Source organism: Sphingomonas sp. S-NIH.Pt15_0812 (assembly GCF_003951315.1).
In the GTDB taxonomy this organism is placed as follows: Bacteria; Pseudomonadota; Alphaproteobacteria; order Sphingomonadales; family Sphingomonadaceae; genus Sphingomonas.
Genome location: NZ_QLJH01000006.1, coordinates 135,962 through 157,999 on the forward strand (window position 1 = coordinate 135,962; position 22,038 = coordinate 157,999).

16 protein-coding genes are annotated in these 22,038 nt (G+C 68.9%); 9 read left to right on the forward strand and 7 right to left on the reverse strand.

Going from position 1 to position 22,038, the window contains the following annotated elements; all coding sequences use genetic code 11:
- Window positions 1-36: 36 nt before the first annotated feature.
- On the reverse strand, window positions 37-666 hold the full coding sequence (locus tag BRX43_RS06230) for an opacity protein (RefSeq protein ID WP_125993987.1): 630 nt from the start codon (window positions 664-666) through the stop codon (window positions 37-39).
- A gap of 232 nt (window positions 667-898) precedes the next feature.
- On the reverse strand, window positions 899-1,150 hold the full coding sequence (locus BRX43_RS06235; protein ID WP_125993988.1) for a Rho termination factor N-terminal domain-containing protein: 252 nt from the start codon (window positions 1,148-1,150) through the stop codon (window positions 899-901).
- Window positions 1,151-1,274: 124 nt separating this feature from the next.
- Here BRX43_RS06235 and purF point away from each other — a divergent pair, with 124 nt between their 5' ends.
- Window positions 1,275-2,729, forward strand: coding sequence for an amidophosphoribosyltransferase (purF, locus tag BRX43_RS06240; RefSeq protein ID WP_125994018.1), 1,455 nt, complete (start codon window positions 1,275-1,277; stop codon window positions 2,727-2,729).
- Window positions 2,726-3,451 carry an SDR family NAD(P)-dependent oxidoreductase gene (locus tag BRX43_RS06245; RefSeq protein ID WP_125993989.1) on the forward strand — a complete coding sequence of 242 codons (726 nt, stop codon included), beginning with the start codon at window positions 2,726-2,728 and terminating at the stop codon, window positions 3,449-3,451. Before purF ends, BRX43_RS06245 begins: the two co-directional genes overlap by 4 nt.
- Before the next feature lie 33 nt (window positions 3,452-3,484).
- Here BRX43_RS06245 and BRX43_RS06250 read toward each other — a convergent pair whose 3' ends face one another.
- Complete coding sequence (locus tag BRX43_RS06250; RefSeq protein WP_125993990.1) at window positions 3,485-4,864, reverse strand: deoxyribodipyrimidine photo-lyase; 1,380 nt, start codon at window positions 4,862-4,864, stop codon at window positions 3,485-3,487.
- Window positions 4,865-4,973: 109 nt separating this feature from the next.
- Here BRX43_RS06250 and BRX43_RS06255 point away from each other — a divergent pair, with 109 nt between their 5' ends.
- Window positions 4,974-6,746: a cation:proton antiporter gene (locus BRX43_RS06255; RefSeq protein ID WP_125993991.1), complete on the forward strand. Its 1,773-nt coding sequence runs from the start codon at window positions 4,974-4,976 to the stop codon at window positions 6,744-6,746.
- Between the two features lie 39 nt (window positions 6,747-6,785).
- Here the strand turns inward: BRX43_RS06255 and BRX43_RS06260 are convergent, their stop codons facing one another.
- Window positions 6,786-7,460, reverse strand: a complete 675-nt coding sequence (locus BRX43_RS06260) for a hypothetical protein (protein ID WP_241214806.1) — start codon at window positions 7,458-7,460, stop codon at window positions 6,786-6,788.
- A 129-nt stretch (window positions 7,461-7,589) separates the two neighbouring features.
- On the reverse strand, window positions 7,590-10,250 hold the full coding sequence (gene alaS / locus BRX43_RS06265) for an alanine--tRNA ligase (RefSeq protein WP_125993992.1): 2,661 nt from the start codon (window positions 10,248-10,250) through the stop codon (window positions 7,590-7,592).
- Window positions 10,251-10,562: 312 nt separating this feature from the next.
- Here alaS and mqo point away from each other — a divergent pair, with 312 nt between their 5' ends.
- Window positions 10,563-12,272, forward strand: coding sequence for a malate dehydrogenase (quinone) (mqo, locus tag BRX43_RS06270; RefSeq protein ID WP_125993993.1), 1,710 nt, complete (start codon window positions 10,563-10,565; stop codon window positions 12,270-12,272).
- A 27-nt stretch (window positions 12,273-12,299) separates the two neighbouring features.
- On the opposite strand, the gene BRX43_RS06275 is transcribed toward mqo, so the two are convergent.
- Window positions 12,300-13,556 carry a Xaa-Pro peptidase family protein gene (locus BRX43_RS06275; protein ID WP_125993994.1) on the reverse strand — a complete coding sequence of 419 codons (1,257 nt, stop codon included), beginning with the start codon at window positions 13,554-13,556 and terminating at the stop codon, window positions 12,300-12,302.
- 110 nt (window positions 13,557-13,666) lie between these two features.
- On the opposite strand from BRX43_RS06275, the gene BRX43_RS06280 reads away from it, so the two are divergent.
- Genes BRX43_RS06280 through BRX43_RS21215 form a run of 5 tightly spaced genes read left to right on the forward strand, consistent with a single transcriptional unit; the run spans window position 13,667 to window position 19,965 of the window.
- Window positions 13,667-15,004 (forward strand): dicarboxylate/amino acid:cation symporter, encoded by a 1,338-nt coding sequence (locus BRX43_RS06280; RefSeq protein WP_125993995.1) that lies wholly within the window; start codon window positions 13,667-13,669, stop codon window positions 15,002-15,004.
- Window positions 15,005-15,010: 6 nt separating this feature from the next.
- Entirely contained in the window at window positions 15,011-15,706 is a 696-nt protein-coding gene (locus BRX43_RS06285) for a phytanoyl-CoA dioxygenase family protein (RefSeq protein ID WP_125993996.1), read from the forward strand.
- A gap of 36 nt (window positions 15,707-15,742) precedes the next feature.
- On the forward strand, window positions 15,743-16,630 hold the full coding sequence (locus BRX43_RS06290) for a PHB depolymerase family esterase (protein WP_241214807.1): 888 nt from the start codon (window positions 15,743-15,745) through the stop codon (window positions 16,628-16,630).
- Between the two features lie 6 nt (window positions 16,631-16,636).
- Window positions 16,637-17,473, forward strand: coding sequence for an RNA methyltransferase (locus BRX43_RS06295; protein ID WP_125993997.1), 837 nt, complete (start codon window positions 16,637-16,639; stop codon window positions 17,471-17,473).
- A 50-nt stretch (window positions 17,474-17,523) separates the two neighbouring features.
- Window positions 17,524-19,965, forward strand: a complete 2,442-nt coding sequence (locus BRX43_RS21215) for an alpha/beta fold hydrolase (protein WP_125993998.1) — start codon at window positions 17,524-17,526, stop codon at window positions 19,963-19,965.
- Window positions 19,966-20,078: 113 nt separating this feature from the next.
- On the opposite strand, the gene ettA is transcribed toward BRX43_RS21215, so the two are convergent.
- Window positions 20,079-21,758 (reverse strand): energy-dependent translational throttle protein EttA, encoded by a 1,680-nt coding sequence (gene ettA, locus BRX43_RS06305; protein WP_125993999.1) that lies wholly within the window; start codon window positions 21,756-21,758, stop codon window positions 20,079-20,081.
- Window positions 21,759-22,038: the final 280 nt, after the last annotated feature.

Sequence of the window (22,038 nt, forward strand, 5' to 3'; positions counted from 1 at the left end):
TCGCCCCCGCCCCGCTTCTCCAACCGGTCGGACCGATCAGAAGTGCGCGATCACACCCGCCATCGGACGGAAGCTCTTGGCGCTGCCGAAGGTCGAGGCCTCGACGCGGAAACGGATGCCGGCATTGCCGGTGATGCCCGACAGGCCAATGTCCTTGGGGCCGACCTCGGCGCCGACGCCGTAGCTGACGGCGTGGAAGTCCGGGCTGTTGTCGCCGAACTTGTCGAAGTTCACCCACTGGTAGCCGACCTTGCCGTAGAACAGGCCGCTGTCACCCGCGCGGAAGCCGAAGCGGCCGGCGACGCCATATTCCCAGTCGATATCGCCCTTGAAGCCCTTGGTCGCATTGCCCTCGGCGCCGACGAAGACCGGGCCCAGCGGCACGTTCACGCCGACCACGCCCTGCACTAGACCGCCGTTCAACTTGCCGGTGCCGATCGGCGTGTTGGGGATGCCGTGGCCGGCCTGACGGTCGAATTCTTCCCAGCCGCCCATGATGCCGACATAGGGCTCGATGCCGAACGCCTTGGTGCCGTCGGGCGCACGCGGACCTTCGTTCGCGGTGGTGTCGACCGTGTCCTGCGTGACCGTGTCCTGCGCGAAGGCCGGAGCGGCGGCGGTGACGGCCGCAGCGGCGGCGACGGTGGCGAGGAGAAGCTTACGCATGGCATTGTACCTTGATGTTGAACCTTCGGTGTCGGGCAAACCCGATCCAGGTCCAGCAGAAGCGACGAACGCCGGCTTTGTTGCAGCGCGTCGTTCCCTTTACCGTCGGAAATATCAGCCTGTGACCGATTTGCCACGGTTCCTGTCATCCGGATGAACCAACTGCGGCGACACTGGGGCAAGCCGCCGATCCGGCCATAAACCGGCCGTATCCCGACGCATTTCGGCCATTTTAGCCATGATCGCGGATCGCAGCGATCAGATCGGTCTTGTTCATGCGCGATCGACCGGCGACGCCGATCCGCCGGGCCTGCTCCATCAAGGCATCCTTCGTACGATCTTCCAGAGGGACGCTATTGTGCGACAGCGAACCGTTCGCCTTCGCATTGGCGATCCGTGCCGCCTTCCCCGTGGAATTACCTTGCGCGAGCAGCGCTTCGAACAGGGCATCGTCCTTGATCTGCGGACCGTGATCCTTCGCCATGACCGTCCTCCATATCCGGCGGCCACAACAACCGTTTCGAACTTATGCTCCGCCCCGCATGACAAACAGGCGACAAAGCGTTCCGCCCCCCCTATATGCGCAACCGCACGACATGAGCGGGCCGATGCTGACCACCAATCCATTTGACGATGACAAGCTGCGCGAAGAGTGCGGCATCTTTGGCGTTTCGGGCAGCGACAGCGCTGCCGCTCTCACGGCGCTAGGGCTTCACGCCCTCCAGCATCGCGGGCAGGAAGCGGCGGGGATCACCTCCTTCGACGGACTTCACTTCCACACCCATCGCGCGATGGGTCATGTCGCCGGCAATTTCGACCGGGACGATGTGATCCGCGCGCTGCCCGGCGGCACGGCGGCGGGCCATGTCCGCTACTCGACGACCGGCGAGACGGCGCTGCGCAACGTGCAGCCCCTCTATGCCGAGCTCCAGTCGGGTGGCTTCGCCATCGCGCATAACGGCAACATCTCCAATGCGATGAAGCTGCGGCGTGAACTCGTGCGGCGCGGATCGATCTTCCAGTCGACGTCCGACACGGAGACGATCATCCACCTGGTCGCGACCTCCAACTATCGCACTTTGCTCGACCGCTTCATCGACGCGCTGAAGCAGATCGAGGGGGCCTATTCGCTGGTGGTGATGACGCCGGAGGGCATGATCGCCTGCCGCGATCCGCTCGGCATCCGGCCGCTGGTCATGGGTCGCCTGGACGAGGCGGTGATCTTCGCCTCGGAAACCGTGGCGCTCGACGTCTGCGGCGCGACCTTCGAACGCTCGTTGGAGCCGGGCGAGCTGGTGATCGTCCAGAATGGCGAGATTCGCTCGATCCGCCCGTTCGAGCCGGTGGCGGCCCGCCCCTGCATCTTCGAATGGGTGTATTTCTCGCGACCCGACTCGATCGCGGGCGACCACAGCATCTATTCGGTGCGCAAGGAGATCGGCGCGCAGCTCGCCGCCGAATCGCCGGTCGATGCGGACCTGATCATCCCCGTCCCCGATTCGGGCGTGCCGGCAGCGATCGGCTATGCGCAGGCCTCGGGCATCCCGTTCGAGCTGGGCATCATCCGCTCGCACTATGTCGGCCGCACCTTCATCCAGCCGGGCGACAAGGTCCGCCACCTCGGCGTCAAGCTGAAGCACAATGCCAATCGCGCGCTGATCGCAGGCAAGCGCGTGGTGCTGGTCGACGACTCGATCGTCCGGGGCACCACCTCGCTCAAGATCGTGCAGATGATGCGCGATGCCGGCGCGGCGGAGGTGCATATGCGCATCGCCAGCCCGCCGACGCGGCATAGCTGCTTCTACGGCGTCGACACGCCGGAGCGCGCCAAGCTGCTGGCGGCGAAGCTCGACCTGGGCGGCATGACCGACTTCATCCATGCCGACAGCCTGGCCTTCGTATCGATCGACGGCCTGTACAAGGCGTTGGGCGAGGCGAAGCGCGACTCGAAGCCGCGCTACTGCGACGCCTGCTTCACCGGCGATTATCCGACGACGCTGACCGATCAGGACGACACCGCCGATGTCGACCAGTTCGCCATGCTCGCCGAGCGGCTGAATTGAGCGAGAGCGTATCGGCCGACCGTCCGCTGGACGGGCAGCTGGCGCTGGTCACCGGCGCCAGTCGCGGCATCGGCGCGGCGACCGCGCACGAGCTGGCGCGGCTGGGGGCGCATGTCGTCCTCACCGCGCGCTCGGCGGGACCGCTGGAGCAGGTGGAACAGGCGATCTTCGACGCCGGCGGCTCGGCGACGATCGCGCCGCTCGACCTGACGCAAACCGACGCGATCGCGCGGCTGGCGACGGCGATCGGCGAGCGCTGGACCTCGCTCGACCTAATGGTGCTGAATGCGGCGACGCTCGGCAGCCTGGCGGCGGTGCCGGCGATCGACCCCAAGGAGCTGGCGGCGGTTCTGACCCTGAACGTCAGCGCGCAGGCCGCCCTCCTCACCGCCTTCGATCCGCTGCTGCGTCGTGCCGGGGCGGGCAAGGTGATCGGCCTGACTTCCAGCGTCGGCCGCGCCCCCCGCGCCTATTGGGGTGCCTATGGCGCGTCCAAGGCGGCGTTCGAGACGCTGCTCGGCGCCTATGGCGACGAACTGGCGGAGATCAGCCGGGTCCGCGTCGCCATCGTCGACCCCGGGGCGACCCGCACCAAGATGCGCGAGCGCGCCTATCCGGGCGAGGACCCCGCCTCGGTCAAGCCGCCCGAGACGGTGGCGACGCGGATCGCGGCGCTGGCGGTCGGAGGCTTCGCGGCGGGGCATTTCGAGCGGATTGGCTGACGCGACTCGGTTGGGAAGGGGGATCGCCCCCTCTTATCGCAAGCTAGCAGATGCTGCGAGGGCCCGTTCCCGAGCCTCGCGATGGCCGATGATCTTGGGCGGATAGGCCTTCGGGCGGCACCCGGCCGCTTCGGGATCGTGGATTGCGGGATCCGGCACGTCGGCTAGTTCCGGCACCCAGCGGCGAATATACTCGCCCGCGTCGAACTTCTCCGACTGAGTCAGCGGGGCCATGATCCTCCCGAACATATTGGCGTCAACCCCGGTGCCCGCCACCCATTGCCAGTTGACGGCATTGTTGCCGTAATCGGCATCGATCAGACAGTCCCAGAACCAGCGCTCGCCCTCGCGCCAGTCGATCAGCAGGTGCTTCACCAGGAAGCTGGCGGTGATCATCCGTACGCGATTGTGCATCCAGCCGCTGTGCCAAAGCTGGCGCATCCCGGCATCGACGATCGGATAACCGGTACGGCCACGCTGCCAGGCGCGCAGGTCGGACGTCGCCGCCGACCCCGTCCGCCATGGCAGCGCGTCATATCTCGAGCGGCCGTTCTCGGTCGCATAATCGGGCAGCGCCATCACCACGCCGTCGGTGAAGTCCCGCCAGGCCAGTTCCTTGCGGAAGCCGGTGACGTCCCCGTCCCGATCTGTAGCGTGCCAAACGGTCCGCGCCGACACCTCGCCGAAATGCAGATGCGGCGACAGGCGCGTCGTCCCCTCCTCGGCCGGCAGGTTGCGCTGCACGTCGTAGCCGCGCAGCAGATCGGCCAGCTCCCCGACCTTGCGCAGCGCCTCCGCCTCGCCGGGCGTCCAGTCCGCATCGAACTCGGTCGACCAGTCGGGCGCGGTCGGCCGTAGCGCCCATTGCTGCAATGAATCGCCCTTCGGCCACCGGGCGGGTGCAGGGATCGCGTCCGGTGCGGGTCGCGGCTTGGGCGGTGGCAGATGCGCCTGCAACGCCTTCCAGAAGGAGGAATAGATTCGGAACGGCGCGCCGCTGCCGGTGCGGACCTCCTCCACCCGGGCGAGGTGATTGCCGTCGTGCAGGCACAACGCATCGCCCAACTCGGCATCGATCCGCCGCCACCAGGGTTCGTACTGGATGGTGGCATGGATGGTCGTCGCGCCGGTCTCCTTCATCAGCGTCTGCAATTCGGACAGCGCATCGCCCCGGCGCAGCACCAGCCGGCTGCCCTTCTCCGCCAAGGATTCGCCCAGCCGCTCCAGGCTGTGGTGCAGCCACCAGCGCTGCGCGCCGCCGATCCGCCATTCGCCCGGCGCATCGTCGTCCAGGATATAAATCGGGACGACCGCCCCCTCGTCCATCGCCGCCAGCAACGCCGCATGATCGTGCAGCCGCAAATCCTGTCGGAACCACAGCAGGATAGGCTTGGATGAATCGGTGTCGCTCATCGCCGGACTACGCGCCTGGCCCGTTGCCGTTCCGCGACCGGCAGGACCATCGCGCCCGGAATGTCCCGACAAGGCTGACAAGCGCGATCGGATCGGGCAGGTAACGATCATGGCGATCGCAATCGACAATGCCGCGTTCAGCGATGCGCTGGTCATCCTGGGTGCGGCCGGACTGGTCATCCCGGCGTTCGCGCGCTTCCGGGTCAGCCCGGTCATCGGTTTCATCCTGGTCGGGATGCTGGTCGGGCCGGCGGGCCTGGGGTCGCTGGTGCCGCAGCTCCCCTGGCTCTATTACGTCACCATATCCGACCCGGAGTCGATCGCGCCCTTCGCCGAATTCGGCATCGTGCTGCTGCTCTTCTCGATCGGCCTGGAACTGTCGTTCCGGCGATTATGGGCGCTCAGGCGTCAGGTGTTCGTGATCGGCGCGGCCGAGCTGCTCGGATCGGCGGCGCTGATCGGCATCGCCCTCCACGCCATCGGCCAGCCCTGGGCCGGCGCGATCGGCCTCGGGCTGGCGGTGGCGCTGTCCTCGACCGCACTCGTCCTGCCGCTGGTTGGCACCACCAGCCCGGTCGGGCGCGGCGCCTTCGCGATGCTGTTGTTCGAGGATCTGGCGCTGGTGCCGATCATCTTCGCGTTGGGCGCCATGGCCCCGACCGCGTCGGACGAGGGCTGGGTCGGCATCGCCGGCGTGGCGCTGCGTGGCGGCATCACCGTCGCGGTCATGTATGGGGGCGGCCGTTTCGTCCTGCCCCGCCTCTTCGCGCAGGCCGCGCGCACCAAGAGCCCGGAGCTGTTCCTGGCCGCCTCGCTGCTGGTCGTCATCGTCGCCAGCGTCGCGACCACCGCCGCCGGCCTGTCGCCGATCGTCGGCGCCCTGCTCGCCGGGCTGCTGATCGCCGAGACTGAATATCATAGCGAGGTCGAGGTGATCACCGCCCCCTTCAAGGGGCTGGCGCTCGGCGTGTTCCTGATCACCGTCGGCATGAGCCTGGACCTGCGGCTGATCGCCGCCAACTGGCCGTCGCTACTCGCGGCGGTGGTGGGCGTGGTCGCGGTCAAGACGATCGTCACCTATCTCCTGCTCCGCGTGTCGCAGGCACGGCGCGGGGTCGCGGCGGAGACCGGCCTGCTGATGGGCAGCCCGAGCGAGACGACGCTGATCGTGCTCGCCACCGCCGCGCAGGCGCAGATCATCCAGCCCTCAACCGCCGCCTTCTGGCAGACGGTGACCGCGATCGGCCTGACGCTGACACCGCTGCTCGCCATGGCCGGCCGCACCATCTCGCGCCGGATCGAGACGCGCGACCTGCCCGGCGATCTGCCGACGGAGGAGGATGGCCCGCGCACCGTCATCATCGGCTTCGGCCGGGTCGGGCAGATGGTCGCCGACCTGCTTACCGTGCATGGCCATCCCTATATCGCGGTCGAAGCCGATATCGACGCGGTGACCGAGGGGCGGCGGAATGGCTATGCCGTGCTGTTCGGCGACGTGGCGCGCGCCGAACTGGTCGATCGGCTGGCGCTACCCCAGGCGCGCGCGCTGGTGCTGACGATGGACGATCCGGTGCTGACCGTACGCCTGACCCGTCGCATCCGCGCGACGGCGCCCGACCTGCCGATCGTCGCACGTGCCCGCGACGCCGCCCATGCCGCCGAACTCTATCGCGCCGGGGTGACCGACGCGGTGCCCGAAGCGCTGGAAAGCTCGCTGCAATTGTCGGAGGCGGTGCTGGTCGACCTGGGCGTGGCGATGGGGCCGGTCATCGCCTCGATCCACGAGAAGCGCGACGAGATGCGCCAGACGATCCGGCGCGAAGCATCGCTGGAACGGGACCCGCGTATCCGGCGGGTGCGACGGAAGAGTGAGGTGGCCTGAAGCAGCGGTCGCGCGCCCCACCGAGCGAGCGCACGACCGTCAGCCCTTGAACCACCCGAAGGGCAACTGCCGGTCCGCCAGCACCTGCGCCGTCTTGCGATCCCCGCGCCGCAGCGCCACCAGCACCTGTTGCACCGCGCGTTGCGCGATCCGGTCGAGCGGCGCGGGCGCGCCCGCCTTCACCGCCGCTTCCAGCCAGCTTCGCCCCGTAGCATCCGCCGGATCGATCTCGATCCGCAGCATCGCCGCAAGCCCCACGATGCTCGCGCGGCTGCCGCCCAACGCGACCGCCCGGTCCAGCGCCGCCAGTCCGACATCCTGCCGCGCGCCCGCCCCCGCGCGCGCCATGATCTTGCCGACCCGGTTGATGATGCCGAGATGCCACGCGCCGAGCGCCAGCTGCGCCTCGGCATTGCGGGGATAGCGGGCGACCAGCGCCTCGATCTCGCGCCGGGCGGCCAGCGCCTCGCCCCGCGTGCCGGACAGCTTGGCACGATAGGCCATGGCGATGGCGGCGATGATCGCCGCCTCCTGGTCATTCCCGTCGGTCTTCAGTTCGGCGAGCGCGACGCTGCGCGCCCGGTCGATCTTGCCCAGTGCCGCCGCCTTGTCGCTATCCTGATAGGCGGCGGCGGTGAGCAGGTCGCGCGGCGTCTGCGCCAGGACCGGCATCGCCGCCATCATCGCCACGGGCAGCGCCCAGGCCGCTCTCACCAGGCCGTCCGAAGCGCGGCCATCGCCATCCTGCCAATATCCGTCACGCCCTGCCCTCTCCTGTTTCGCACCAGCCTATCGACAACGCGCGAGGGCGGAAAGAGGCCCGTTTCGAGACAGATGGCGGGATCAGGCCGCCACCGTCTCGCCGGCCAGCACCGCACGGATCGCCGCCAGCGCCTCCTCGCCCTTGCTGCCGTCGGGCCCGCCGCCCTGCGCCATGTCGGGTCGGCCGCCGCCGCCCTGCCCGCCCAACGCGGCGACGCCCCGCCGCAGCAGGTCGACCGCGCTGAACGTGCCGACCAGATCGGCGGTCACGCCCACCGCGATCGAGGCGCGACCGTCATTGACCGCGACGATCGCCGCGATGCCCGAACCCATCCGCTGCTTGGCCTCGTCCACCGCGCCGCGCAGCCCCTTGGCATCGAAGCCGTCGAGCACCTGACCGATAAAGGCGGTGGCGCCGACCTGTTCCGGTCCCACCGGGCCGCCCTGCCCGCCGCCCAGCGCCAGCGCCTTCTTCGCGTCGGCCAGTTCGCGCTCCAGCCGGCGGCGATCCTCGATCAGCGCGGCGACGCGGGCGGGCACCTCGTCCGGCGTCGCCTTCAGCGCGGCGGCGGTGGCGCGCAGCGTTTCGTCGCGGCCGACCAGATATTGGCGTGCCGCCTCGCCGGTCAAAGCCTCGACGCGGCGGACGCCGGACGACACAGCGCCCTCGCCCACCACCTTGAACAGGCCGATATCGCCGAGCGCGGTGACATGGGTGCCGCCGCACAGCTCGATCGAATAGGTCCTGCCGTCATCCTCGCTGCCCATCGCCACGACGCGGACCTCGTCGCCATATTTCTCGCCGAACAGCGCCATCGCGCCCTCGGCGATCGCCTCGTCGGGAGTCATCAGGCGCGTGGTGACGCTGCCATTGCCGCGGATCTGCGCGTTCACCGCCGCTTCCGCATCGGCCAGCTCCTCGGCCGTCATCGCCACCGGATGCGACACGTCGAAGCGCAGCCGCTCCGGCGCGACCAGCGACCCCTTCTGCGCGACATGGGAGCCCAGCCGCTGGCGCAGCGCCTCGTGCAGCAGATGCGTGGCGGAATGGTTGGCGCGGATCTGTGCGCGACGCGCGACGTCGATCGCCATCCTGACCGGATCGCCGACCTTGATGCCCCCCGCCTCGACGATCGCGTGATGGACGAAGATGCGGCCGAGCTGCTTCGACGTCTCGGTGACGTTGGCGCGCAGGCCGGCATCGTTGGAGATGGTGCCGGCATCACCGACCTGTCCGCCGCTCTCGCCATAGAAGGGCGTCTGGTTGACGACGATCGCCACCGTATCGCCCGCCATGGCATGGTCGACGCGCGCACCGTCCTTGACCAGGGCGACCACCTCGGCCTCGCCGATGTCGGTCGAATAACCGGTGAACTCGGTCGAGCCGCTTTCCTCCGCGATGTCGAACCACAGCTCGTCCGAGGCCTTCGCGCCCGACCCCTTCCAGGCGGCGCGGGCCGCGCGCTTCTGCTCGGCCATCGCCGCGTCGAAGCCGGCACGGTCGACGTTCAGGCCCTGGGTGCGCAGCGCATCCTCGGTCAGGTCGAACGGGAAGCCATAGGTGTCGTAGAGCTTGAATGCGGTCTCGCCGGCCAGCGTGCCGCCCTCGGCCAGGTCCGTCGTCGCCTCGTCGAGCAGTTTCAGCCCGCGATCCAGCGTCTTGCGGAACTGCGTCTCCTCCTGGCGCAGGGTCGCCTCGATCAGCGGCTGCGCGCGGACCAGCTCGGGATAGGCCGCGCCCATCTCGGCGACCAGCGCCGGGACCAGCCGGTGCATCAGCGGGTCCTTCGCGCCGAGCAGATGGGCGTGGCGCATGGCGCGGCGCATGATCCGGCGCAGCACATAGCCGCGCCCTTCATTGGCCGGCAGCACGCCGTCCGCGACCAGGAAGCCGGCCGAGCGCAGATGATCGGCGATCACCCGGTGCGACGCCTTGCGATCGCCCTCCGCATCGGTGTGGGTCAGCGCGGTGGAGGCGGCGATCAGCGCCTTGAACGTGTCGGTGTCGTAATTGTCGTGGACGCCCTGCATCACCGCCGCGACGCGTTCCAGCCCCATGCCGGTGTCGATCGACTTCTTGGGCAGTTCGCCGACGATCTCGTTGGCATCCTGCTCATATTGCATGAACACCAGGTTCCAGATCTCGACGAATCGGTCGCCATCCTCGTCCGGGCTGCCCGGCGGGCCGCCGAAGATATGGTCGCCATGGTCGTAGAATATCTCGGAACAGGGGCCGCACGGACCGCTGTCGCCCATCGCCCAGAAATTATCCTTGGTCGGGATGCGGATGATCCGCTCCTCCGGCAGGCCGGCAATCTTGCGCCACAGGTCGAACGCCTCGTCGTCGGTATGATAGACGGTGGCGGTCAGCCGGTCGGCGGGCAGGCCCCATTCGCGCGTCAGCAGCGTCCAGGCGTTGAGGATCGCCTGTTCCTTGAAATAGTCGCCGAACGAGAAATTCCCGAGCATTTCGAAGAAGGTATGGTGGCGCGCCGTATAGCCGACATTGTCCAGGTCGTTATGCTTGCCGCCGGCGCGGACGCATTTCTGGCTGGACGTGGCGGTCGAATAGGGGCGGCTCTCCAGCCCGGTGAAGACGTTCTTGAACGGCACCATGCCCGCATTCACGAACATCAGCGTCGGGTCGTTCTGCGGCACCAGCGGCGCGGAGGGCACGATCTGGTGCCCCTGGCTGCCGAAATAGTCGAGAAAGCCGCGGCGGATGTCGTTGGTCGAGGTCATGCACGTCGACTTAGGCGAGTGTCGTTCCACCCTCAAGCGTCATGCGCAGCCGGCCGTCCCACGCTTGCGCCATGGCGTTCACGATGCCATGAGCGCTTCATCATCCGCCGGGCGCACCCCGCCTGGGCACGATGCCATAGATCAAGCGACACCATTAGGGCGAGGATTGCAGCCACGATCATGGTCGTCCGCGCCGCCGAGTCCGCGCGCGGCGACGTCCATGATCGGAACGATCACTTGGCGGCGTCGCTCGTCCCGGTCCTCACCATGGGCGATTCGGGATCGGCGACGCGGCCGTCCAGGAGTTGCCCGATGTCCGAATCCACCCCCCCGCTTGCTCCCCGGGCCGTCTCGAGCCCCGGCGAGGGCGTGACCCGACGCGGCCTGCTCGGCTCCGCGCTGGCGGTCGGCGCGGCCGCGCCGCTGGCCGGTTGCTCGGGCGGGCGCATTGTCGCCGAGCGCAAGGTCGACGTGCTGCTGATCGGCGGCGGCATCATGAGCGCGACGCTGGGCGTGCTGTTGCGCGAGCTGGAGCCGAACTGGACGCAGGAAATGGTCGAGCGGCTGGACCAGGTCGCCGAAGAGAGCTCCAACGGCTGGAACAATGCCGGCACCGGCCATTCGGCGTTGTGCGAGCTCAACTACACGCCGGTCAATGCCAAGGACGGCAAGGTCGAGATCCAGAAGGCGATCGACATCAACGAGCAGTTCCAGACGACGCGCCAGTTCCTCAGCCACCAGGTGCGCACCGGGACCCTGGCGCGGCCGCGCTCCTTCATCAACTCGACCCCGCACATGAACCTGGTCTGGGGCCAGGAGAATGTCGAATTCCTGCGCAAGCGCCATGCCGCGCTGGGGGCCAGCCCGCTCTTCTCCGGCATGGAATTCACCACCGATCCCAAGCAGATCGCCAATTGGGTCCCGGTGATGATGGAGGGTCGCGACCCGGCGCAGCCGCTTGCCGCCACACGCTCCCCGCTCGGCACCGATTGCGACTGGGGCGAGGTCACCCGGCAATATATCGCATCGCTGCGCCGGAGCGACCGCTTCCGCCTGACCACCGGCCATGAGGTGCGGTCGCTGGAGCAGAATGGCGACGGCACCTGGCGGGTCACCGCGCATGATCGCAAGACCGGCGAGCGACAGGTCATCACCGCCCGCTTCGTCTTCGCGGGCGCGGGCGGCGGCGCGTTGCCGATCCTGCAGAAGTCCGGCATCCCGGAGGGCGACGTCTATGCCGGCTTCCCGGTCGGCGGCTCGTTCCTGGTCACCGAGAATCCGGCGATCGCCCGCCGCCACCTCGCCAAGGTCTATGGCAAGGCGGCGGTCGGCTCGCCGCCCATGTCGGTGCCGCATCTCGACACGCGCTACTTCGGCGGCAAGCAGACGCTGCTGTTCGGCCCCTTCGCCACCTTCTCCACCAAGTTCCTGAAGGAAGGGTCGTATTTCGACCTGCCGAAATCGGTCACGCTGGACAATTTCCGCCCGATGCTGGCGGTCGGCTGGGACGATTTCGCGCTGGTCGAATATCTCGCCGGTCAGCTCATGCTGTCGGACAAGGACCGGATGGACGCGCTGCGCGAATATCTGCCCAAGGCGCAGGACGGTGACTGGCGGCTGTGGCAGGCGGGGCAGCGCGTGCAGATCATCAAGCGCGATCCCGAAAAGGGCGGCGTGCTGAAGCTGGGCACCGAGATCGTCGCCGCGAAGGACGGGTCGATCGCCGCGCTGCTCGGCGCGTCGCCGGGGGCGTCCACTGCGCCGTCGATCATGCTCAACCTGATCAAGCAGGTCTTCGCCGACCGGCTGGCCAGCCCGGCCTGGCAGGCCAAGCTGCGCGAGATCGTGCCCAGCTATGGCGTGAAGCTGAACGACGATCCGCAATTGCTGGCGCATGAGTGGAACGCGACGGCGGAGACGCTGCAACTCGCCATTCCATCGCCCGCCGTGCATGTCACCACGACGCCCCGCCCGGCGGCGACGCGCGTCAAGGTCGATCGCCACCCCGATCTGGCGCTCTGACCGCCTAGTCCGTCAGGCGCGCGCCGCTCAGCCGAGCGGCGCGTCGATCGAGCTCGGCGGCGTCGAGAACCAGCGCGGGCCGGCATCGGTCATGTGGAAGCAATCCTCCAGCCGCACGCCGAACTTGCCCGGCAGGTACAGGCCCGGCTCGTCGGAGAAGCACATGCCGGTCGCCAGCCTGGTCGTCTCGCCATGGACCAGATTGACCGGCTCGTGTCCGTCCAGTCCGATCCCATGGCCGGTCCGGTGCGTCAGGCCCGGCAGGCGATAGCCGGGGCCATAGCCCTGCGACTCGTAATAGCGCCTTACCGCATCGTCGACCGAACCCGCCGCCGCGCCGATCCGCGCCGCCGCGAAGGCGACCTGCTGCCCGCGCGCCACCTGGTCCCAGACGGTGCGCTGCGCCTTGCTGGCGGTGCCATGGACCCAGGTGCGCGACACGTCGGACTGATAGCCCTGCACCGCGCAGCCGCAGTCCATCAGCACCACCTGCCCGTCGGCGACCCGCACCACCTCCCGGCTGCCATGCGGCAGCGCGGCGGCGGGGCCGATCAGCGCCAGCGCGAATTCCGGCGCACCGCCCAGTTTCCGCGTGGCGGCATTCATCAGCCCGCCGATCTCCGCGCCGGTCATGCCGCGCTCGACCCGGTCATAGGTCCAGCGATAGGCGGCGAGCGTCACTTGGGTCGCGAGCTGCATCAGTGCGATCTCGGCCGCCGACTTGCGCATCCGGCAGCCGCGCACCACCGGGTTGGCGGACACCAGCTTTGCCCCAGGCAGCACATGCGCCAGCCCGTCAAAGGCGAAGAATCGCACCGTCTCCTCGATCCCGACCGGTCGCCCGGCCAGTTTCCGGTCGCGCAGGAAGCCGGCGACGATGCCGAGCGGGTTCTGGTCCTCCTGCCACACCCGCACCTCAGCCGGCACCGCCAGCGTCTGACGGACCGAGGGTTCCTCGAAAAACGGCGTGACGATGCACGGCTCGCCCTCGACCGGCAGGATCGCGGCGGTCAGCCGCTCGCTGCGCCACCATTCGACGCCGGTGAAATAGACCATCGACGATCCCGGCTCGATCAGCACCGCGCCGATCCCGTTCGCCTTCATCAGGCCCTGCGCCCGGGCGAGCCGCGCGGCGCGTTCGGCCGGCTGGATCGGCACCGCGCCCCCGGTCAGGTCGGACAGGCCCGACAGGTCCGGCTCGGCGGCGCGCAGCAGGCCGGCGGTGGACAACAGGGGCGCGGCAGCGGCGGCGGCGATCAATGCGCGGCGGGAGAACATCGTCATGACCGGCAGGATGGCCGCGCGGAGCCGCGAACGCCAGCCCCTCCTGACCCGCGCCCTCTTGACCCGGAGCGCGCAATCCCCTTCCTGTCCGGCACAATCGGGAGTGTTGGATGGCCAAGCGCCTTACGTACTGGATCATGGCGGCGCTGGTCGCGGGGCTCGTGCTCGGCTGGGGGTTGCATGTCGCGATCGACGACGGCAGCCCGGCCTCGGCCGCACGGCTGACCGAGATCGCCGGCTATTTCTCGATCCTCACCACCTTGTTCCTGCGCCTCATCAAGATGATCATCGCGCCGCTCGTCTTCGCGACGCTGGTCGTCGGCATCGCGCATATGGGCGATACCTCGGCGCTGGGTCGGGTCGGGGCGAAGAGCCTGGGTTGGTTCGTCACCGCCAGCCTGTTGTCGCTGACGCTGGGCCTGATCCTGGTCAACGTGCTGCAACCCGGTGTCGGCCTCGCCCTGCCGCTGCCGCCCGCGACGGAGGCGAGCGGGGTCGCGCGCACCGCCTTCGACGCGACGAAGTTCGTCAGCCATATCGTGCCGCAGTCGATGGTCGAGGCGATGGCGACCAACGAGATCCTCCAGATCGTCGTCTTCTCGATCTTCGTCGGCGTCGCGATCACGGCGGTGGGCGAGAAGGCCGCGCCGTTGACCCGCGCGGTCGAGGCGCTGGTCGCGGTGATGCTCCAGATCACCAACTACGTCATGCGCTTCGCCCCCATCGCGGTGTTCGCGGCGGTGACCTCGACGCTGGCGGAACGGGGTCCGGGCGTGTTGCGCGACCTGGGCTATTTCATGGGCAGCTTCTATCTGGGGCTGGCGCTGCTCTGGCTGCTGCTGATCGGCATCGCCTTCGTACTGGTCGGCCCGCGCACGCGCCTGCTGATCCGCTATATCCGCGATCCGCTGATCCTCGCCTTCTCCACCGCCTCGTCGGAGGCCGCCTATCCGCGCACGCTGGAGGCGCTGGACAAGTTCGGCGTGCCGCCGCGCATCGCCAGCTTCGTGCTGCCGCTCGGCTATTCGTTCAACCTCGACGGCTCGATGATGTACATGACCTTCGCGTCGATGTTCATCGCGCAGGCCTATGGCATCCCGCTGTCGCTGGGCGAGCAGATCACGATGCTGCTGGTGCTGATGGTCACGTCCAAGGGGATCGCCGGCGTGCCGCGCGCCTCTCTGGTGGTGATCGCCGGCACCTTGTCGATGTTCAAGATCCCGGAGGCGGGCCTGCTGCTGATCCTGGCGGTCGACCATTTCCTCGACATGGGCCGGTCGGCGACCAACGTGATCGGCAACGCCATCGCCGCCTCGCTGGTCGCGAAGTGGGAGGGCGGGCTCGACCCACGCGAAGACCCCGACATCGCCGTCCCCGCCGCGCCGAGCGGCACCGGCCCCGCCGTGGCGGTGGAGCGGTTCGACGATATCCGGCCGGGCCAGTCCTGACCGGTGATGGCACGGGCAGCCGGCGACCCCGCCTGGCGTGAAACGCTCGACCGGGACGGCGCGGTATGCTGTCCCGCCGCAGCGGACGAAGCGACGTGCGGGCAGATCGAAGCGGCGCTCGCCCACCTGCCGGAGGATCGCGCAGGGGTGCGGCTGCGTGACATGGTCGGTTTAACGCCATTGATCACGGTCGGCAGCCGCATCGGTGGCCTGGCCTCGGCGGCGCTCGGCGCGGCCGCCCGCCCGGTACGCGCGCTGCTGTTCGACAAGTCGCCCGCCGCGAACTGGGCGCTGGGTTGGCATCAGGACCGCACCATCGTGGTGGAACGCCGGGCGGACGCGCCCGGCTTCGGCCCCTGGACGGTCAAGGCGGGACTGATCCAGGTCGAACCGCCCTTCGCGATCATCGAAGCGATGCTTACGATTCGCGTGCACCTGGACCCGGTCGACGCGACCAATGCGCCGCTCGCCGTCATTCCGGGCTCGCACCGACTGGGGCGGCTTGCCAGCGACGGATTGGATCGACTGGCCGAGACGGACGGCCAGCAGCTCTGCCTGGCGGAGCGCGGCGATGTCTGGGTCTATCGCACCGCCATCGTCCATGGCTCCGCCGCCGCCGATCCGCCGCGTCGTCGCCGGGTGTTGCAGATCGACTATGCCGTAGCAGACTTGCCACCGCCGCTGTGTTGGCGTGGCGTATAGCGACGGGTTGACCCGCCCGCCGCGACTGCGCAGACGATGGGAATGACCGCGTTCCTCCTACGGCTGTCCGCCAGCCTCCTGCTCCTGTTCGCACCCGGTCTCGCTGTTGCCGCGCCGACCTGTTCGCCAGCGACGCTCGACCGGATCGCGCCGGGGGCGGTGCGGGCGCCGGCGGGCTGGGCGGGGGAGCGTCCCCTGCCGCTCCTTTTGCTGCTCCATGGCAGCACCGCGACCGGGGCGGCGATGCTCCGGGATTCGGGCTTGGGCGCGACCGCCGACCGGCATGGTTTCCTGCTCGCCTATCCCGATGGCGGCATCCCGGCCAAGAGCGGCTTCGTCTGGAACATCCCCGGCGTGCCGACCGTGGAAGGGGCAATTCCCGGTCCCGAGGCGCGCGACGATGTCGCGTTCCTGACCGGCCTCGCCGGGCGGCTGGTCGCGACCGGCTGCGTCGATCCGGCGCGTGTCTATGTGACGGGCCTGTCGGGCGGCGGGCGGATGGCGTCGTGGCTGGGCTGCGTCGCCGCCAACCGGTTCGCCGCCATCGCACCCGTGGTAGGCCTGCGCGCCGGCCAGCCGCTGGCGAGCGATCCGGATCGGCCCGATCCCGCGAGCTGCACGCCATCGCGGCCGATCTCGGTCATCGCCTTTGCCGGCGACCGTGATCCCGTCAACCCGATCGCGGGCGGCGGCGCCAGCTATTGGCGCTATTCGATGCACGCCGCCGAGCAGCGCTGGGCCGCGATCAACGGCTGCACCGCCGCGCCGACCGTGCGCTGGGTCGCGTCCGGCGTCTATGAGGAAGGCTATGCCGCCTGCCGCGACGGGACGGAGGTGACCGCACGTATTTCGGTCGGCGCGGATCATCGCTGGGTCGCCGATAACGACGCGCTGTGGCAGGCGCTGTCCCGGCATCGGCACTGACCGGCCATGGCAGAGCTGATCGCCATCGACGATCCGGCCGATCCCCGGATCGCCGCCTATCGCGACATACGCGAGCGCGATCTGGTCGGCCGGGACGGCCTGTTCGTCGCCGAGGGCAAGGTGGTGCTGGAGAAGCTGATCGACAGCCGCCAGGCCGGACCGCAGTCGCTGCTGATCGCCGACAAGCGGGTGGCGGCATTGACGCCCCTGCTCGACCGATTGCCGGACGATCTGCCCGTCTATACCGCCGGGCAAGCCGTATTGGATGCGGTGGCGGGCTTTCCGCTCCATCGCGGCATCCTGGCGATCGGCCGGCGGATCGATCCGCCTTCCCCCAACCGGGCGCTGGCCGCCGCCGCCGCCGGGGGGCGCGACGTGCTGCTGCTCTCCGCCATCGCCAACCACGACAATATGGGCGGCATCTTCCGCAATGCCGCCGGCTTCGGCATCGGTGCGGTGCTGCTCGACCGGGATTGCTGCGATCCGCTCTATCGCAAGGCGATCCGGGTGTCGGTCGGCGCGACGCTGCTGGTGCCGTTCGCCAGGCTGGCGGCCGGGGACGATCCGCTGGCGCTGCTCGACGCCCATGGCTTTTCGCCGCTCGCGCTCAGTCCGCAAGGGGCGGAGCGGCTGGCCGATCTCCGCCCCGAAGGGCGGCAGGCGGTGCTGTTCGGCGCGGAGGGGCCTGGTCTGTCCCCCGCCCTGCTGGCGCGCACCCGCAGCGTACGGATCGACATGGCCGACGGCTTCGACTCGCTCAACGTCGCGACCACCAGCGGGATCGTCCTCCACCATCTGGCGACGCGATTCGCGTCGGTTGCGACGGGGAACCGGGCTCGGTAGCGCGTCTTGTTCGTTGGCATGGATCATCGGCAACAGGACAGGACAGGCACATGACGGACAGCTCACCCCCCGGCCGCGATTTCGACGTGCTGATCGTGGGGGCCGGCCTGTCGGGGATCGACGCGGCCTATCGCCTCCAGACCGATTGCCCGGGCAAGAGCTACGCGATCCTGGAGGCGCGCGACGCGATCGGCGGCACCTGGGACCTGTTCCGCTATCCCGGCATCCGTTCGGACAGCGACATGTACACGCTCGGCTTCCCCTTCCGCCCGTGGCGGGGCGACCGGTCGATCGCGGACGGCGCGGCGATCCGCGACTATATCGCCGACACCGCGCGCGACTATGGCATCGACCGGCATATCCGCTTCGGCCGGCGGGTGGAGCGCGCCGGCTGGTCGTCGACGCAGGGGCGCTGGACGGTCGAGGTGGCGGGCGATGCGGGTCCCGAGACGCTGACCTGCCGCTTCCTCTATATGGGCAGCGGCTATTACGACTATGACCAGGGCCATCGTCCCGACTGGCCCGGCCTTTCCGATTTCGCCGGCACGCTCGTCCATCCGCAGCATTGGCCCGAGGGGCTGGACCATGCGGACAAGCGCATCGTCGTGATCGGCAGCGGCGCGACCGCCGTGACGCTCGTCCCCACGCTGGCGCGGACGGCGGCACAGGTGACGATGCTGCAACGCTCGCCCAGCTACATCGTCTCGCGTCCGTCGCGCGATGGCTTCGCGCGGGTGGCCGCTACGTTCCTGCCGGACGGTGCGGCGGGCGCGGCGGCGCGGTGGAAGAACATCCTGCTCGGCATCGGCACCTTCGCCTTGGCGCGCCGCCAGCCCGACCGGGTCAAGTCGCTGATCCTGAAGAACGCCCGCGCGCGGCTGCCCGAGGGTTACGAGGTGACGCGCGACTTCTCGCCCGACTATGCGCCCTGGGACCAGCGGGTCTGCCTGGTGCCCGATGCCGACCTGTTTACCGCGATCCGCGCGGGCAAGGCGGCGATCGTCACCGACCGGATCGACCGGTTCGTGGCCGGGGGCGTGCGGCTGGAGTCGGGCGCGCTGCTGCCGGCGGACATCGTCGTCACCGCCACCGGCCTGACGCTCAAGCTGTTCGGCGGCGTCGCGCTGACCGTCGACGGGCTGTCGGTCCGGCCGCAGGACCGGATGGTCTATAAGGGCATGATGCTGGAGGACGTGCCGAACTTCGCGCTCGCCTTTGGCTATACCAACGCCTCCTGGACGCTGAAATGCGACCTGACCGCGCGCTATGCCTGCCGGCTGATCCGGCACATGGACGAACAGGGCCATGGCTGGTGCGTGCCGCGCCAGCTCGACCCGGACATCACCCCCGAGCCGCTGCTCCACTTCACCTCCGGCTATGTCCAGCGCGCCGCCGCGACGCTGCCGCATCAGGGGTCGAAGGCGCCGTGGCGCGTCCATCAGAACTACCTGCTCGACCTGGCGGCGCTGCGGCTGGGGTCGGTGGAGGATGGCGTGATGCAATTCGGCGGGACGCCGACCGGCGCGCCGCCCGCCCCCGCGCCGAGCCGCAGCCTGCCCCGCCCGGTCGTCGCGGCCGGGGTCGGCGTCGCGGCGGTCGGCGCGCTGGCGCTGTTCGCGGCGTGGAACCGGCGGCGGGTCGAGCGGCTGGTGCCGGCGGACGGCGGCTTCGTCGAGGTGGACGGCGTGCGGCTGCATTGCCTGGACCGGGGCAGCGGCCCGGCGATCGTGATGATCCATGGGTTGGGCGGCCAGATGCGCAATTTCAGCCATGGCCTGCTCGACCAGCTCGCCACCGATCACCGCGTCATCCTGATCGATCGGCCCGGCTCCGGCTATTCGCAGGCGATCGGCGCGAACAATGTCCGGGCGCAGGCGGCGGTGATTGCGAAGCTGCTGGAACGGCTGGATGTCGAGCGGCCGTTGGTCGTCGGCCATTCGCTGGGCGGCGCGGTCGCATTGGCCCTGGCGCTCGACCATCCCGCTCTGGTCGGCGGCCTGGCGCTGATCGCGCCGCTGACCCAGATGATCGAGGAGGTGCCGCCCGCCTTTCGCGGCCTCGCGATCCGCTCCGCCGCGTTGCGCCGGGCGGCGGCCTGGACGATCGCGACGCCCGCCACCCTGCTGGCGGCGGCGAAGGGCCGCGATCTGGTCTTCGCGCCCGATCCGGTGCCGACGGATTTCGACACCCGCGGCGGCGGTGCGCTGGTGACGCGGCCGGGAACGTTCGAGTCGGCCTCGGCCGACATGGTGGCCGCGAATGTCGACCTGCCGGAGATGATGCAGCGCTACCCGACGCTCACGATGCCGCTCGGCATCCTCTACGGCCGGGGCGACCAGATCCTCAACCCGGCGCTGCATGGCGAGCGGCTGGCCGCCGCCGTGCCGGGCACGGACCTGACGCTGATGGAGGGGGGGCATATGATCCCGGTCACCAAGCCGGATGAGGTCGCGGCGTGGATCAGGGAGCGATCGCGCCGCGCTCCGGCGTAGACAGGAGTCTGGAGAGGGTCGCTTAGGCCTTTGGCTCCTGCATCCGCAGGAATACGGCTTCGACCGGAAACCCGGTCCCGCGCCACCGTCGGCGCGGGACCGGTACGCTCAGATCAGCGGGTCAGCTTCTTATAGGCCAGACGCGTCGGGCGATCGGCGGCGTCGCCCATGCGGCGGCGCTTGTCCTCTTCGTACGACTCGTAATTGCCCTCGAACCATTCGACATGGCTGTCGCCCTCGAACGCCAGGATGTGCGTGCAGAGCCGGTCGAGGAAGAAGCGATCGTGGCTGATGACCACGGCGCAGCCCGCGAACGTCTCCAGCGCCTCTTCCAGCGCGCGCAGCGTCTCGACGTCCAGGTCGTTGGTCGGCTCGTCGAGCAGCAGGACGTTGCCGCCCTCCTTCAGCATCTTGGCCATGTGGACGCGATTGCGCTCACCGCCCGACAGCTGGCCGACCTTCTTCTGCTGGTCGGGACCGCGGAAGTTGAACGCGCCGACATAGGCGCGCGTGCCCAGCTCCTGCTTGCCGAAGCGGAAGACCTCCAGCTCGTCGGAGATTTCCTGCCAGACATTCTTGTTGGGATCGAGATGATCGCGGCTCTGGTCGACATAGCCGAGCTTGACGGTCGAGCCGATATCGATCGTGCCCTCGTCCGGCTGTTCCTGCCCGGTGATCAGCTTGAACAGCGTCGACTTGCCCGCGCCGTTCGGCCCGATCACGCCGACGATGCCGCCCGGCGGCAGCATGAAGTCCAGGCCTTCGAACAGCAGCTTGTCGCCATAGGACTTGGTCAGCCCCTTGGCCTCGATCACCTTGCCGCCCAGCCGCTCGGGGATCTGGATCAGGATCTGCGCCTTGCCGGCGACGCGGCTCTCCTGCTTCTCCATCAGCTCCTCGAAGGCGCGGATACGCGCCTTCGACTTGGTCTGGCGGGCCTTGGGGGTCTGGCGCATCCAGGCGAGCTCGTCGGCGATCGCCTTCTGCTTGCCGGCCTCGTCGCGCTCCTCCTGCTCCAGCCGCTTGGCCTTCTTTTCCAGATAGCCGGAATAGTTGGATTCATAGGTGTAGTAGCGGCCGCGATCGAGCTCGAGCACCCAGTTCACGACATTGTCGAGGAAGTAGCGATCGTGGGTGACGAGGATGACGTTACCCGCATATTCCTTCAGGTAATTTTCCAGCCACGACACGCTTTCGGCGTCGAGATGGTTGGTCGGCTCGTCGAGCAGCAGGATGTCCGGCTTCTCCAGCAGCAGCTTGCAGAGCGCGACGCGGCGCTTCTCGCCGCCCGACAGGCGGGTGACGTCGGCATCGCCGGGGGGGCAGCGCAGCGCCTCCATCGCCTGTTCGAGCTGGCTGTCGAGCGACCAGCCGTCGACCGCGTCGATCTTGGCCTGGAGATCGCCCATCTCCTCCATCAGCGCGTCGAAATCGGTGTCGTCCTGCGGATCGCCCATCTCGGCGGAGATGGCGTTGAATCGGTCGACCAGGTCCGCGACCGGACGCACGCCGTCCTTGACGTTGCCCATCACGTCCTTGGTCGGATCGAGCTGCGGCTCCTGCGCCAGATAGCCGACCCGAATCCCCTCGGCGGGCCAGGCCTCGCCGACGAAGTCGGTGTCCATGCCGGCCATGACCTTCATCAGGGTCGACTTGCCCGCGCCGTTCGGGCCGATGATCGCGATCTTCGCGCCAGGAATGAACTGGAGGTGGATGTTATTGAGAACGGGCTTGTTGGCGCCGGGAAAGGTCTTGGTCAGACCCTTCATGACGTAGGTATACTGAACGGCCATGATGGGCGCGCGGCTCCGTGTTGGATTGTGCGGAATGTGACGCCAGAGATAGCGACCCGCCCGCCCCTTGGCAACGCGGGGGCTTGTCGGACCGGGCGCGGGGGCCTTACGCCCTGCACCGGAACACGAAAAGGGAATGCCATGAAAACCGCCGCCCTGGTCCTGCTGCTCGCATCAAGCCCGCTCGCCGCGCAACGGCCCGCCGCGCCCGGTCCGACAAGCCCCCGCGTTGCCAAGGGGCGGACTCTTATACCAATATGACGAGTCCGCATGACAACGA

Bases quoted from the DNA above. Each gene is read 5' to 3' on its own strand.
- BRX43_RS06295 (WP_125993997.1), top strand. From the start codon at position 16,637: ATGGCAGAGCTGATCGCCATCGACGATCCGGCCGATCCCCGGATCGCC.
- purF (WP_125994018.1), top strand. From the start codon at position 1,275: ATGCTGACCACCAATCCATTTGACGATGACAAGCTGCGCGAAGAGTGC.
- BRX43_RS06275 (WP_125993994.1), bottom strand. From the start codon at position 13,556: ATGACGATGTTCTCCCGCCGCGCATTGATCGCCGCCGCCGCTGCCGCG.
- alaS (WP_125993992.1), bottom strand. From the start codon at position 10,250: ATGACCTCGACCAACGACATCCGCCGCGGCTTTCTCGACTATTTCGGC.
- BRX43_RS21215 (WP_125993998.1), top strand. From the start codon at position 17,524: ATGACGGACAGCTCACCCCCCGGCCGCGATTTCGACGTGCTGATCGTG.
- mqo (WP_125993993.1), top strand. From the start codon at position 10,563: ATGTCCGAATCCACCCCCCCGCTTGCTCCCCGGGCCGTCTCGAGCCCC.
- BRX43_RS06235 (WP_125993988.1), bottom strand. From the start codon at position 1,150: ATGGCGAAGGATCACGGTCCGCAGATCAAGGACGATGCCCTGTTCGAA.
- BRX43_RS06285 (WP_125993996.1), top strand. From the start codon at position 15,011: ATGGCACGGGCAGCCGGCGACCCCGCCTGGCGTGAAACGCTCGACCGG.
- BRX43_RS06250 (WP_125993990.1), bottom strand. From the start codon at position 4,864: ATGAGCGACACCGATTCATCCAAGCCTATCCTGCTGTGGTTCCGACAG.
- BRX43_RS06280 (WP_125993995.1), top strand. From the start codon at position 13,667: ATGGCCAAGCGCCTTACGTACTGGATCATGGCGGCGCTGGTCGCGGGG.
- BRX43_RS06255 (WP_125993991.1), top strand. From the start codon at position 4,974: ATGGCGATCGCAATCGACAATGCCGCGTTCAGCGATGCGCTGGTCATC.
- BRX43_RS06290 (WP_241214807.1), top strand. From the start codon at position 15,743: ATGGGAATGACCGCGTTCCTCCTACGGCTGTCCGCCAGCCTCCTGCTC.
- ettA (WP_125993999.1), bottom strand. From the start codon at position 21,758: ATGGCCGTTCAGTATACCTACGTCATGAAGGGTCTGACCAAGACCTTT.
- BRX43_RS06230 (WP_125993987.1), bottom strand. From the start codon at position 666: ATGCGTAAGCTTCTCCTCGCCACCGTCGCCGCCGCTGCGGCCGTCACC.